Annotated in this window: 17 protein-coding genes and 1 tRNA gene; 3 read left to right on the plus strand and 15 right to left on the minus strand. The window is 35.5% G+C overall.

The window, feature by feature from the left end; genetic code table 11:
- Positions 1–89: 89 nt before the first annotated feature.
- The 5 genes from LAU42_RS07315 to LAU42_RS07335 are packed head-to-tail and all read right to left on the minus strand — an operon-like array spanning position 90 to position 1,751.
- On the minus strand, positions 90–263 hold the full coding sequence (locus LAU42_RS07315; RefSeq protein ID WP_224182974.1) for a hypothetical protein: 174 nt from the start codon (positions 261–263) through the stop codon (positions 90–92).
- Entirely contained in the window at positions 244–411 is a 168-nt protein-coding gene (locus tag LAU42_RS07320; protein WP_224182975.1) for a hypothetical protein, read from the minus strand. The genes LAU42_RS07315 and LAU42_RS07320 overlap by 20 nt, the downstream gene beginning before the upstream one ends.
- Positions 408–692 (minus strand): hypothetical protein, encoded by a 285-nt coding sequence (locus LAU42_RS07325; RefSeq protein ID WP_224182976.1) that lies wholly within the window; start codon positions 690–692, stop codon positions 408–410. The genes LAU42_RS07320 and LAU42_RS07325 overlap by 4 nt, the downstream gene beginning before the upstream one ends.
- Before the next feature lie 27 nt (positions 693–719).
- Complete coding sequence (locus LAU42_RS07330; protein ID WP_224182977.1) at positions 720–1,505, minus strand: BRO-N domain-containing protein; 786 nt, start codon at positions 1,503–1,505, stop codon at positions 720–722.
- 15 nt (positions 1,506–1,520) lie between these two features.
- Positions 1,521–1,751 carry a helix-turn-helix transcriptional regulator gene (locus LAU42_RS07335; protein ID WP_224182978.1) on the minus strand — a complete coding sequence of 77 codons (231 nt, stop codon included), beginning with the start codon at positions 1,749–1,751 and terminating at the stop codon, positions 1,521–1,523.
- A gap of 153 nt (positions 1,752–1,904) precedes the next feature.
- On the opposite strand from LAU42_RS07335, the gene LAU42_RS07340 reads away from it, so the two are divergent.
- From LAU42_RS07340 to LAU42_RS07350, 3 genes are all read left to right on the plus strand, one after another.
- The gene (locus LAU42_RS07340) at positions 1,905–2,546 is read left to right on the plus strand and encodes an XRE family transcriptional regulator (protein ID WP_086042890.1); all 642 of its coding nucleotides are present in this window, start codon (positions 1,905–1,907) and stop codon (positions 2,544–2,546) included.
- Positions 2,547–2,608: 62 nt separating this feature from the next.
- Positions 2,609–3,139 (plus strand): Ltp family lipoprotein, encoded by a 531-nt coding sequence (locus tag LAU42_RS07345; RefSeq protein ID WP_224182979.1) that lies wholly within the window; start codon positions 2,609–2,611, stop codon positions 3,137–3,139.
- 72 nt (positions 3,140–3,211) lie between these two features.
- A complete protein-coding gene (locus LAU42_RS07350; RefSeq protein WP_224182980.1) occupies positions 3,212–4,258 on the plus strand; it encodes a site-specific integrase in 1,047 nt (348 codons plus the stop codon).
- Between the two features lie 52 nt (positions 4,259–4,310).
- Here LAU42_RS07350 and LAU42_RS07355 read toward each other — a convergent pair.
- The 10 genes from LAU42_RS07355 to trxA all read right to left on the minus strand — a co-directional run bounded on the left by LAU42_RS07355 (position 4,311) and on the right by trxA (position 12,578).
- Positions 4,311–4,384 (minus strand) — tRNA-Arg (locus LAU42_RS07355).
- Positions 4,385–4,589: 205 nt separating this feature from the next.
- The gene (locus LAU42_RS07360; protein WP_224182981.1) at positions 4,590–5,090 is read right to left on the minus strand and encodes a metallophosphoesterase family protein; all 501 of its coding nucleotides are present in this window, start codon (positions 5,088–5,090) and stop codon (positions 4,590–4,592) included.
- An 11-nt stretch (positions 5,091–5,101) separates the two neighbouring features.
- Positions 5,102–5,677 carry an XTP/dITP diphosphatase gene (locus tag LAU42_RS07365; protein ID WP_224182982.1) on the minus strand — a complete coding sequence of 192 codons (576 nt, stop codon included), beginning with the start codon at positions 5,675–5,677 and terminating at the stop codon, positions 5,102–5,104.
- Positions 5,674–6,480 (minus strand): glutamate racemase, encoded by an 807-nt coding sequence (racE, locus tag LAU42_RS07370; RefSeq protein WP_224182983.1) that lies wholly within the window; start codon positions 6,478–6,480, stop codon positions 5,674–5,676. Before racE ends, LAU42_RS07365 begins: the two co-directional genes overlap by 4 nt.
- On the minus strand, positions 6,455–6,910 hold the full coding sequence (locus LAU42_RS07375) for a MarR family winged helix-turn-helix transcriptional regulator (protein ID WP_224182984.1): 456 nt from the start codon (positions 6,908–6,910) through the stop codon (positions 6,455–6,457). Before LAU42_RS07375 ends, racE begins: the two co-directional genes overlap by 26 nt.
- Positions 6,911–7,034: 124 nt before the next feature.
- Positions 7,035–7,799, minus strand: coding sequence for a succinate dehydrogenase iron-sulfur subunit (gene sdhB, locus LAU42_RS07380; RefSeq protein WP_224182985.1), 765 nt, complete (start codon positions 7,797–7,799; stop codon positions 7,035–7,037).
- Positions 7,800–7,801: 2 nt separating this feature from the next.
- The gene (gene sdhA / locus LAU42_RS07385; RefSeq protein WP_224182986.1) at positions 7,802–9,565 is read right to left on the minus strand and encodes a succinate dehydrogenase flavoprotein subunit; all 1,764 of its coding nucleotides are present in this window, start codon (positions 9,563–9,565) and stop codon (positions 7,802–7,804) included.
- A gap of 30 nt (positions 9,566–9,595) precedes the next feature.
- On the minus strand, positions 9,596–10,207 hold the full coding sequence (locus LAU42_RS07390) for a succinate dehydrogenase cytochrome b558 subunit (RefSeq protein ID WP_224182987.1): 612 nt from the start codon (positions 10,205–10,207) through the stop codon (positions 9,596–9,598).
- Positions 10,208–10,410: 203 nt separating this feature from the next.
- Positions 10,411–12,195, minus strand: coding sequence for an excinuclease ABC subunit UvrC (uvrC, locus tag LAU42_RS07395; RefSeq protein WP_224182988.1), 1,785 nt, complete (start codon positions 12,193–12,195; stop codon positions 10,411–10,413).
- A 68-nt stretch (positions 12,196–12,263) separates the two neighbouring features.
- Positions 12,264–12,578, minus strand: coding sequence for a thioredoxin (trxA, locus tag LAU42_RS07400; RefSeq protein ID WP_224182989.1), 315 nt, complete (start codon positions 12,576–12,578; stop codon positions 12,264–12,266).
- Positions 12,579–12,636 lie beyond the last annotated feature (58 nt).

A 12,636-nucleotide genomic window follows, 5' to 3' on the forward strand; every position in this document is an offset into this window, starting at 1 on the left:
AACTTTCGTTGTCGTGAATCATCTTCATCGCCACCTTTCAAAAAGCTACCGCCACCACCACATGTGTAATTCATACTCGCTCACATCCTTTATCGAACATACTGAAACTTAATCACTCCACCTGTATCATCAAATCTACTATGCACTACTCGTATATCTTCGTGCTTCGTATAATATTTCAAATCACGTTTATATCGCTTTATCTGACCTTTCGTGTAAGTTAGAACGATAATGTGACTAATCTTATTTATCGGTTTCGACAAAGTCGCTATTGATTACGAATAGTAGTGATAAACATGATAACGTGATGAATAAGCCTGAAGTTTCGAGTGACGTGAGATGAATACTTAATTGAGTAACAATGTAACTAACAGCTAGTAAAACAGTTGCAGTTGCTGTGAATAACTTCATCTGTCGCACTCCTTTATCATTAAATTTCGAACAAATACTCTCGCTGGCTCAACTTCGATGTAACGTTTATTACTGCCTTCAAAACGTCTGATGTACTGCTTAAATTCCTGATGTGAGTAGACTTTCTTCTCGAGATCAGCAAATGATATTCCGCAAATTCGAGGGAATTCATGTTTTGCGTCTGCAAAATCTGCATATTCTACTTTCTCAGCTTTTGGCAGTGCATTCTGAATAGCTGCAACGAGTTCAGCTTTAACATCTGATAAATCGATAGTTAGCATTTAAGTCACCTTCCTTTAAGCGATTTCTTAATTGCGCATATCTTTAATAAATTGAATTGCTCTGTCTACATCACGTCGTTTAATGTGATTATTAGGAGCATTACCTTTCATTCCTAAATACTTTTTAGTAGCAACTAATATTTTTGATTTAGCTTTACCGATGTCATAACGACGTTGTTCTTTTAAGCGTTTGTTGTGTTGTGCTAATTCGTAAATATCTGTAGTTGCGACATCTTCTAGTGTTAGTTGCGTTCCATTTGCATCCACATATTTTTCAGCTTTATCTTTTACCATGTATTTAATTGCTGTAATATCCTGTGGCGTTACGTACTCTCCTGTAAGTGTTTGCTTGATTTCTTTTAGTTCGTTTGATGTCTGCGTATTGTAATCAAGTTGTAAATTACTTACTTTCGCAATTTGTTCAACTAACATCGTTAATATTTCAGGATTGTTAATCATCTCAGTTGCTGTTGCTTTAGTGATGTACATTCCTTTGTTTCTGATTTGTGGTAACACTTCTGATGTCACCCAGCGTTTAAATCGTTTAGCCGATTCTAATTTGCTTCCAAAAATCATCGAATATAATCCTGATTCATTGATTAATATAGTTTTTGATACCAAAGTACCGTTTTGGTACTGCGGTAAAACTTGCACCATTCTATCTTCTTCATCTACGTGACGATTGATATCTCGACTGCCGTTTTTGTATCCTAAAATTTGAGCTACATCTTTACCTACAAAATATGGTTCGTTATCGATTTCTAAAGTCCTTACTGGTAATTCATCAAAATTAAATACTTGTAATTCGTTCATTTTCTATTCTCCTTTCTAACTCACTTCTTCAAACTCTAAGTTAAACTTAGATTTGTTCGCAAAAAAAATAATTTCGTCGGGTTCACAACCAAAAATAATACTTAGTTGAATGACTGACTTAACCCTGAACATAGAATTATCTTGTTCCCATGAGTTATAAGTAACTTCTGAAACACCTAGCTTTTCAGCTACTTGTTTCTGCGTCAACCCTAAATCAGCACGCCACGCTTTTATTGTTTTCTTCATTTTCTCCCCTCCTTTTTTGAAGTTAACTCTATATTACCCTAAGTAAAACTTAGATGTCAATAAAAATATTTTAGTTTTATTAAATTTATTTTTATTTTCTTATTGAAACTTAAATTAATTTAAGTATAATAATAAGTATAGGAGGTGTTAATAATGAGTTTTGCTACAACTATCAAAAGAATACGATTAGAAAAAAAGATGAATAAAACGCAGTTTGCTAAATTACTAGGCGTGAGCGATGCGATGATTCATCACTGGGAAAAAGGTACGAATGAGCCGCGAATGGGTAGAATTCAAAATATTTCTGAAATACTGAATGTACCACTAAGTGAATTATTAGATTTCGAGAACGAAGTTCAAAGTATTGAATTATCAACTGAAGAGACTGACATCGATTATTTCGGTAAAGTATCTGCTGGTAATTTCGAGAATGTTTCTATTGATGAAGGAACATTGAAAGTGCCATCTTCAATATTTAGGAGTTATAAACCTGAAGAATGCATAGGTCTTCAAGTTAATGGCGATTCGATGAATAAAGTTTTAGCAAATGGCAGTTATATAGTAGTAGTAGATTATAGAAGAACCGCTAATTATACTTTAAATACGAACGATATTTTAGTTTTGCGAGTTGGTAATGAATATACAGTGAAGCGCGTGAGAAAAACAGAAACTAAAATCCATTTAGATCCTGTATCGTTTTCAGATGAATTTAAAACAAACACATTCGACATCGACTCAGAAGACACAATTGAAGTTGTAGGAAAAGTGATATATAACTATCAGATATTCGATTGAAGAGGGTTCCCTCCCTCTCAATCTTTATCATAAATATAAATTAATATAAAGGAGATGTAAGAATGGCTAAGAAAGAAACTTATTATGATGCGAATGGTAATCCTGTTCAAGTCAAAAAGAAACGTAATCCATTTTTAATTGGATGTGGAGGGTTGTTGTTATTATTAATTCTTTTAGGTGCCTGCACTGCTGCTTTAGGCGGTAATAATGATGATGCAACAAAAGATACAAAGACAACAACGACTACGACAGATAAAAAAGAAGCAACAACAGAAGAAAAGAAAGATAATGCAACAGCACAACAGAAAGCAGCATTAGCTAAAGCTGAAACTTATAGCGATATGATGCACATGAGTAAAAAAGGTATCTACAATCAATTAACGTCTGAAGCTGATAAATTTAAGCCTGAAGATGCTCAATACGCAGTAGACAACTTAAAAGCTGATTACAAAGAGAACGCTTTAAAGAAAGCTGAATCATATCAAAAAGACCAAAACATGAGTGCCGATGCTATTCTTACACAGTTAACTTCTGAAATTGAAGGTTTTACTCAAGAAGAAGCGCAATACGCTGTAGATAATTTATCGAAGTAAAAATCGAATAATAAGGGTGTGTTTTGGCGTGCCCTTATTTTTTATACACTTTTTTATGAAAGGAGCTATAATATGGCTACATTTACAGTATATAAACGCATAAAAAAAAGCGGTTATTCGTGGCAGTATGACGTTAAGGACCCATCATTTAAAAACGGCAAGAAACGTAAGTCAGGCTTCAAAACAAAAGCTGATGCAACGAATGCTGCACTTGAATTGATTAAGCAGATTGATGAGGGTAATCATATTCAAGACGATAAACGATTTAAAGACTATTATAATAACTGGCTTGAAATCAATGGCAAACTCGAGTTATCTGATAAGCAAGTCTACTGGTATAAACGAGCTTTAACTTTATTTTTAGATCATTTCGGAGAAAATATACTCGTTAAAAACATTACACGTACAGAATATCAAAGTTTTATTACGAATTATTCAAAGGGGCACGTTACTGAAACAGTACGTAAAGTGAATAATTTACTTAAAGCATGTTTAAAAGATGCAGTATATGATGGCTACCTCAAAAAAGACCCTACACATAATATCAAATTTAAAGGTACTGTGGAAGCAAAGAAGGAACAAGCGAAGTATATGACTATTGAACAGTACGAAGCTGTTATAGACTATTTAAAAGACAAACACGAACGTAGTTCTATATTACTTTATATCCTAGCTATCACAGGCGCACGTTTTTCGGAAGTAAATAACTTAAGTTATTCTGACATCAGTATTAAGGATAGCACCATTCATTTACATGGCACTAAAACAGAAAATGCAGACAGAATTGTGGAAATATCAAAGAATGACGTTATTTTAATTAATAAGCACCTTTTAAGGCACGCTAAACGTTCTGATGATAAAATCTTCATGTTATCGCACACTGCTGTAAATAAGGTATTTAAAAAGCTAAAAACACATATCGGCATATCAGACGAAATTACACCTTATGCTTTAAGGCATACACATGCGTCATACCTCATTAGTAAACAGATACCAATCGAATATATTAGTAAAAGATTAGGACATGCTAACATATCAATCACTTTAGATATTTACACACATTTACTTGATGAACATAAAAAAATACAGGGTCAAAAAGTGAGAGAATTATTCTCTTGACACTTATTTGACACCTGCACTCTTGAAATAGCGTAACCACGCTAGGTTTTAGCGTCCTGGGAGGGATTCGAACCCCCGACCGACGGCTTAGAAGGCCGTTGCTCTATCCAGCTGAGCTACCAGGACAAATATTTAACACAAGATTAATTATAATCAACTTTAAGTCGTAAAGTCAACAACATTTAGAAAATAAAATAACTAATAATAACATCAATGATTGCGAATTACACAATAATAGGATTAATACATTGTTAAGCGACTGGAACAAAGGTGTTCTGTTGTTTCGTATGTTAATCGAAAGAAGATAGAGACTTATGTCTCTATTTCTTTTCTATAACAAAACGATTTCTTTATCAACAATCTCATGTTGTTGATTATAGAATGTAATCATCTGATTTTCCTCTTCGACTGTGAATACTGCATATGTTTCAGTGTCAGCACTTCTCGACTGAGCGATAGAGCCTGGATTGATACACACAACCCCTTCAATCGTTTCAACACGTTTTATGTGCGTATGACCATAAAATGCTATATTACAGTTCTCTAATGCTGCTGCTTCAGCAATGCGTTCACGATTTCTTCCTACTTGATAGAGATGTCCGTGCGTAATAAATGCATTAATATGCTGCATCTGTATTTTTTTTGAAGACTCAAACTGACTTCCAAAATCACAATTGCCAGCCACTTTTATATAGCATTTTAGTTCTGGGTCATGATAATCAAACTCTGAATCTCCAAGATGTATAAACAAATCAGCATCTTCATGAACAGATACGATATCCGTTAATATATTTTTCATATTATGATTGTCACTAACGATTACCCACTTCATAAGAACACCCCTTATAAAATTTGTGATTGCAATAACTTTTCAATCGCTTTCCCACGATGTGAAATTTGTGCTTTTTCTTCGCCTGTTAATTCAGCAGTTGTTTTCCCGAGACTTGGTACATAGAAGATTGGATCATATCCAAATCCATTATTACCACGACGTTCTGTTAAAAGCTCGCCTTCTACTTCACCTCTGAAAGTTTTTGTTACTTCTCCTGGAATGCTGACTGCAATTACACATACAAAACGCGCTTTACGGTCTGTCTGTCCTTCCATTTGCTGAAGTACAAGGTCAAGATTTGATTCATCTGTTGCATCTGCTCCTGAATAACGTGCCGAGTATACACCTGGTGCATTATTTAATTCGTCAACTTCAAGTCCTGAATCATCGCTAATTACAATTTTATTTAACAATTTACAAGCATGCTCAGACTTTAATGCTGCATTTGCTTCAAATGTTGTACCTGTTTCTTCAACATCAAAATCTTCAATCAGTTCTTTTATGCCAATGACTTTATGATTTTTAAATATGTGCTTAAAGTCATTAATCTTTCCTTTATTTCCTGTAGCGATTACGATTTCTTTCATATGTCCTCCAAATGTATAGATTCGACTTGTAGTTCAGGTTGTTTCAACCATTCTTGTGCAATTTCTTTAAAATGCGTTGCATCACCATTTACAAAAAATTGATGTTTCGTATATTGTGGTGTCGTCACATGTTCATTTCTGAACGTTAAAATGGCACTCACTTCTCTCGCAGTTTCAAGTCCCGAAGAAATTACTTTCTTTTCTCCATTAAAGTATTCCTGAATATAATGCTGTAATAATGGATAATGTGTACATCCTAATATAACAGTATCACTTTTATGCTTTTTATAATATGATAAAGTATTATCGATAACACGCATACTTTCGACCGGATCTTTATAACGTCTGCTTTCAACTAACGGCACAAAATCAGGACAGCTTATTCCATCTACATTTATTTTTGGATTAATCATATGTATTTTTTGTTTATATGCGTGAGAACGAATTGTCCCTTCAGTTCCAAGTACAAGGACATGATTATTGTTTGTTGTCATAATTGCAGTTCTTGCACCGGGTTCAATAACGCCTAATATGGGAATAGTGAACATATTACGTAACGTCTCTAATGCTGCAGCAGTCGCTGTGTTGCAAGCAATAACAAGCATCTTTATATTTTGTTCAATTAAAAATTCTGCCAGTTGAATCGTATAATTCAATACTTCTTCCTGTGAACGTGGTCCATATGGACAGCGCGCTTCATCACCTAAATAATAAATCGTTTCATTCGGAAGCTGTCGCATAATTTCTTTAGCGACTGTCAGACCTCCTACCCCTGAATCAATGACCCCTATCGGTTGATTCAATTTGTTCACCTTCTTCTGTTTTTCGGTAAAGCGCATGCGTATGTGCATAATAATCTGGCGCATCAAATTCAGAACAATTTACGAGTGATTGTAAATACTTCTGACGTTTTATAATAACATCATCGATTAACTTTTGCCCTTTTTTCGTTAAATGAATGTTTACTTTTCGTTTATCTTCATCGTCTTTTTTTCTAACTGCAAAGTCTTTCTGTACGAGTTGATCCACGAGTTCTGAAGTGGACGAAATAGCTAAATTTAAATGTTTGGATAACGCGCCAATTGTCATTGCGTCTGTTTCTTTAATCCATTGTACTGCCATAAATTGAATATCCGTAATATTATAGGCAATCAGTTCCTGACGCCCTTCATTTTTAATAATATCCGCTAATCTTCTCAATTCATATTCTAAAGCAATAATTTGTTGATCCATAACCTTCTCCTTTTGTATATAAAACTATCATATCAAATAAATACCCTAATTATTAATATTTATATCGCAATTTGATATAAAAAAGGAATGAGACATTGTCTCATTCCTGAATAATACTTTCATATTAATGTACTTGGTAGTCAGATCCGAAGAATGATTTGAACATCTGGAATGTTGCTTCTCTATTCATCGCTGCAATTGATGTCGTTAAAGGAATGCCTTTCGGACATGCAGTTACACAGTTTTGTGAGTTACCACATTCAGCAAGTCCACCTTCACCCATTAATGCATGTATACGTTCGTCTTTATTCATACTTCCTGTTGGATGTAAGTTAAATAAACGTACTTGTGAAATTGGTTGTGCACCCATAAATTTAGAATTTTTGTTAACGTTCGGACAAACTTCTAAACATACACCACACGTCATACATTTAGATAATTCGTAAGCTGTCTGACGTTTCTTCTCAGGCATACGAGGACCTGCGCCTAAATCGTATGTTCCATCAATCGGAACCCACGCTTTAACACGCTTTAAGTTATCGAACATTTTCGAACGATCTACCTGTAAGTCACGGATGACCGGGAATGTCGCCATCGGTTCTAAACGAATCGGTTGTTCTAACGTATCAATAATCGCAGAACATGATTGACGGGCTTTACCGTTAATTACCATTGAACATGCACCACATACTTCTTCTAAACAGTTCATATCCCAAGTAACAGGTGTCGTTTTTTCACCACGATCATTAATTGGATTACGCTGTATCTCCATTAAAGCTGCGATAACGTTCATGTTTGGACGGTAAGGAATGACGAAAGTTTCATCATAAGGTGCACTTGTTGCATCTTTTTGACGTTTAATATTTAATTTAATTGTTTTTTCTGCCATTACTATTTACCCCCTTTAGACTTCTTAGAGTAATCACGTACACGTGGTGGAATTAAACTTACATCAACTGGCGCATAAGAAAATTCTGGTGCTTCTTTTGGACCTTTGAATTTTGCCATCGTTGTTTTTAACCACTCTTCATCGTTACGCTCAGGGAATTCAGGCTTATAGTGTGCACCACGTGACTCGTTACGGTTATATGCACCGATCGTCATTACACGTGCTAACACTAACATGTTCCATAATTGACGTGTAAAGAATACAGCCTGGTTACTCCATAATGCTGTATCTTCCATATCGATATCATGGTAGCGTTCCATAAGTTCAACAATCTTCTTGTCTGTTTCAAGAAGTCTGTCATTATGACGTACAACTGTTACGTTCGCAGTCATAATTTCACCAAGTTCTTTATGAAGTTTATATGCATTTTCTGTACCTTTCATGTTCAGTAATGCATCGAAACGTTTTTGTTCTCTTTCTACTGATTCCTGATAAATCGATTCAGGAACATCTTCGTATGATTTTTCTAAACCTTTAATATATTTAATTGCATTCGGTCCTGCAACCATACCACCATAAATTGCTGATAATAATGAGTTTGCACCTAAACGGTTACCACCGTGTTGTGAGTAATCACATTCACCAGCCGCAAATAATCCAGGGATATTCGTCATCTGATCATAATCTACCCATAATCCACCCATTGAGTAATGCACTGCCGGGAAGATTTTCATTGGTACTTTACGTGGGTCATCTCCCGTAAACTTCTCATAAATTTCGATGATACCACCAAGTTTAACATCCAGCTCATGCGCATCTTTATGTGATAGATCAAGGTAAACCATGTTTTCACCGTTAATACCTAGTTTTTGATTCACACATACGTCAAAGATTTCACGTGTCGCGATATCACGTGGTACTAAGTTACCGTAATCAGGATACTTCTCCTCTAAGAAATACCAAGGCTTACCGTCTTTATATGTCCAGACACGTCCACCTTCACCACGTGCCGATTCACTCATTAAACGCAATTTATCATCACCAGGAATTGCTGTAGGGTGGATTTGAATAAACTCACCGTTCGCATAAATTGCACCTTGCTGATAAACAACCGATGCAGCTGATCCTGTATTGATCATAGAGTTTGTAGATTTACCGAAAATAATTCCTGGTCCACCTGTAGCCATGATTACTGCGTCAGATTTAAAAGATTGAATTTCAGATGTCGTTAAGTTCTGAGCTACGATACCACGCGCTTTACCTTCATCATCAATTACAGTACCAAGAAATTCCCATCCTTCATACTTCGTAACTAATCCTTCAACTTCAAATTTACGTACTTGTTCATCTAAAGCATATAATAATTGCTGACCTGTCGTTGCACCTGCATATGCAGTACGGTGATGTAATGTTCCACCGAAACGTCGGAAATCAAGTAAACCTTCTGGTGTTCTGTTGAACATTACACCCATACGGTCTAATAAATGGATAATACCAGGTGCTGCCTCTGTCATTGCCTTTACAGGTGGTTGGTTCGCTAAGAAATCTCCACCGTAAACTGTATCATCAAAGTGAATATAAGGTGAGTCACCTTCACCTTTCGTGTTAACTGCCCCGTTAATACCACCTTGCGCACAAACAGAGTGTGAACGTTTCACTGGTACAAGTGAGAATAAATCAACTGGTGTACCTGATTCTGCCACTTTAATTGTTGCCATAAGACCGGCTAGTCCCCCACCGACAACGATAACGTTACTTTTTGCCATTGATATGTCACTCCCCTAAATATCTATAAATTATACAAATGCGAATAATGCTCTTAAACCAATAAATGTAACGACGATAAATACAACTAATGACACGTAAGCCATTGCATTTTGAGATTTCTGTGATTGTGTAATACCCCAGCTCACTGCAAACGACCATAAACCATTCGCGAAGTGGAAGATTACGCTCACAATACCGACTACGTATAAAATTAACGTAATTGGATTACTGAATAAATCCGCCATCATATCATAATTGATATGGTGCCCAAGCGCTGCCTGTACACGTGTTTGCCATACGTGCACTGCAATAAAGATAAATGCAATCACGCCAGTAATACGTTGTAATAAGAACATCCAGTTACGGAATGTTGAATAACGTTGTACATTGTTTTTCGCCGTAAATGCAATAAAGATACCATAAATTGCATGGAATAAAATCGGCAAATAAATAACTAAAGTTTCTAAAGCAATCTTAAATGGTAAATTCCACATAAAATCAGATGCTTTATTAAAGCTTTCTGGCCCTGCTACTGCAAAGTGGTTAATAACTAAATGCTGAATTAAAAAGACACCTAGCGGAATTACACCAAGTAATGAATGTAGCCTGCGTAATGCAAAAGATTTGTCTGAACTTGCCAAGTGAGGTCCCCCCTATAAACTATTAATAATTTCACAAATTTAATAATACGCCTCTTAAGTAATGAAATCAAGAAACCGATTACATTTTATATTAAAAAAAGTTTGTGAAATTCATTGTTGCTCTTATTGTATCATTTATTAGTATAAATTTGGGCATGAAAATGATTCTCAATTAATGAATTTCACAAACAATTATTATGTTTTTATTCTGTTTTTAATGCATTATGAATTTCAACCGCCAACTTTTGTGGAATACCAATGGCACGAATCTCTTCGATTGAAGCTTCTTTAATTCGTTTAACCGAACCGAAGTGCTTCATTAGCATTGTTTTTCTTTTCGGACCCATGCCACTAATATTATCAAGTTGAGATGACAGGCCTGTTTTACGACGTGTATTACGGTGGAAGCTAATTGCGAATCGATGCACTTCATCCTGAATGCGTTGCAGTAAATAAAAACTCTGACTCTTTTTGTTCAAAGGAATGATGTCGTAATTTTCTCCATATATGAGTTCGCTCGTCATATGTTTATCGTTTTTCTTTAAACCCGCAACCGGTATATCAAGCGCAAGTTCATTCACCAATACGTCAATGACGCTTGTCATATGCCCTTTACCACCATCGACTATAATCAAGTCAGGTAACGGCAATCCTTCTTTCAGTACACGTGTATAACGTCGGCGCACCACTTCACGCATACTCGCATAGTCATCCGGTCCTGTAACCGTCTTAATCTTATACTTTCTGTAATCACGTTTACTTGGTTTACCGTCTATAAACGTTACCATCGCAGCAACAGGATCTACTCCCTGTATATTAGAATTATCAAATGCTTCAATTCGAATTGGTGTTTCAATTCCCATCGCATTACCCAATTCTTCAATAGCTTTAACTGTTCTTGATTCATCACGCTCAATAATATCAAATTTATTACTTAGCGCAATTTGTGCATTTTTAACTGCTAAATCAACCATTTCACGTTTTTTACCACGTATCGGCTGTAGCACTTTCGTATCTACAACAGAACGTACCATTTCCATATCAAGCCCGAGTGGAATGTGCACTTCACCAGGCAGTAAATTTTCTTCTAGTCTATAAAATTGGCCGATAAAGTTATAAAAATGACTTTTCGCATCATCAATTAAAGGAATCATCTGCACTTTACGTTCAATTAAGTTACCTTGTCGAATGAAGAAAACTTGAATGCACATCCAGCCTTTATCGACGCTAAAGCCAAATATATCACGCGTCGTCATATCACTTGTCATCATTTTCTGTTTAAACATTAATGATTCAATATGCTGTATAAGGTCACGATATTCTTTCGCTTCTTCAAATTCCAGGTTCTGAGCTTTAGCGCTCATCTTCGCTTTTAAATCTTCCACGATTGTTGTGTCATGGCCGCTTAAAAAATTAGAGACGATTTGAATATAATGCTGATATTCCTGCTGATCAACATCATATACACATGGGCCGAGACATTGTCCAATATGATAATAAAGACATAACTTATCCGGCATATGCGTACACTTACGGAAAGGAATAATACGATCTAATAACTTCTTCGTTTCATGGGCTGCGTATGCATTAGGATATGGACCGAAATATTTCCCGCTGTTTTTCTTTACTGTACGCGTAACGATCAACCTTGGATGCTTTTCGTTCGTAATCTTAATAAACGGATAACTTTTATCGTCTTTCAGCAATATGTTATATCTCGGATAGTGTTTCTTTATTAACGTCAGTTCAAGCAGCAGCGACTCTATTTCCGTACTCGTAACAATATATTCAAAATTACGAATTTCCATTACGAGTCGCGTTGTTTTCTCATCATGACTCCCCGTAAAGTAACTACGTACACGGTTTCTTAAGTTTTTCGCCTTTCCGACATATATGACTTGATCATTTCTATCTTTCATTAAATAACAGCCCGGTTCTGTCGGTAAAACTGATAATTTATGTTTAATATTTAATTCATACTGTTCCACATCATTCACCACACATTCCATTCATAAAAAATAGACAGAGACAATTGTCTCTGCCTGCACTTCAAATATTAGTAATGTTTTGCAAGCACTGCTTGTAATTGTTCTTTCGGTTGGAAACCAACAATTTTATCCACTGCCTGACCATCTTTAAATACGATTAAAGTTGGAATACTCATTACTTCAAACTTAGCAGCTGTTGCCTGGTTCTCATCAACATCTACTTTCACGATGTTCGCTTTACCTTCAACATCTTTTGCTAAGTCTTCTAATACAGGTGCAATCATTTTACAAGGTCCACACCAAGGTGCCCAGAAGTCAACTAATGTTACACCTTCTTTAATATTTTCTTCAAAGTTACTATCTGTTGCATTTATTAAAGCCATAATTAATTCCTCCATGTCAATTAAGTTTATAAATGGAGTATATCAAATAAAAATCATG

This window comes from Macrococcus armenti (assembly GCF_020097135.1).
Classification (GTDB): domain Bacteria; phylum Bacillota; class Bacilli; order Staphylococcales; family Staphylococcaceae; genus Macrococcoides; species Macrococcoides armenti.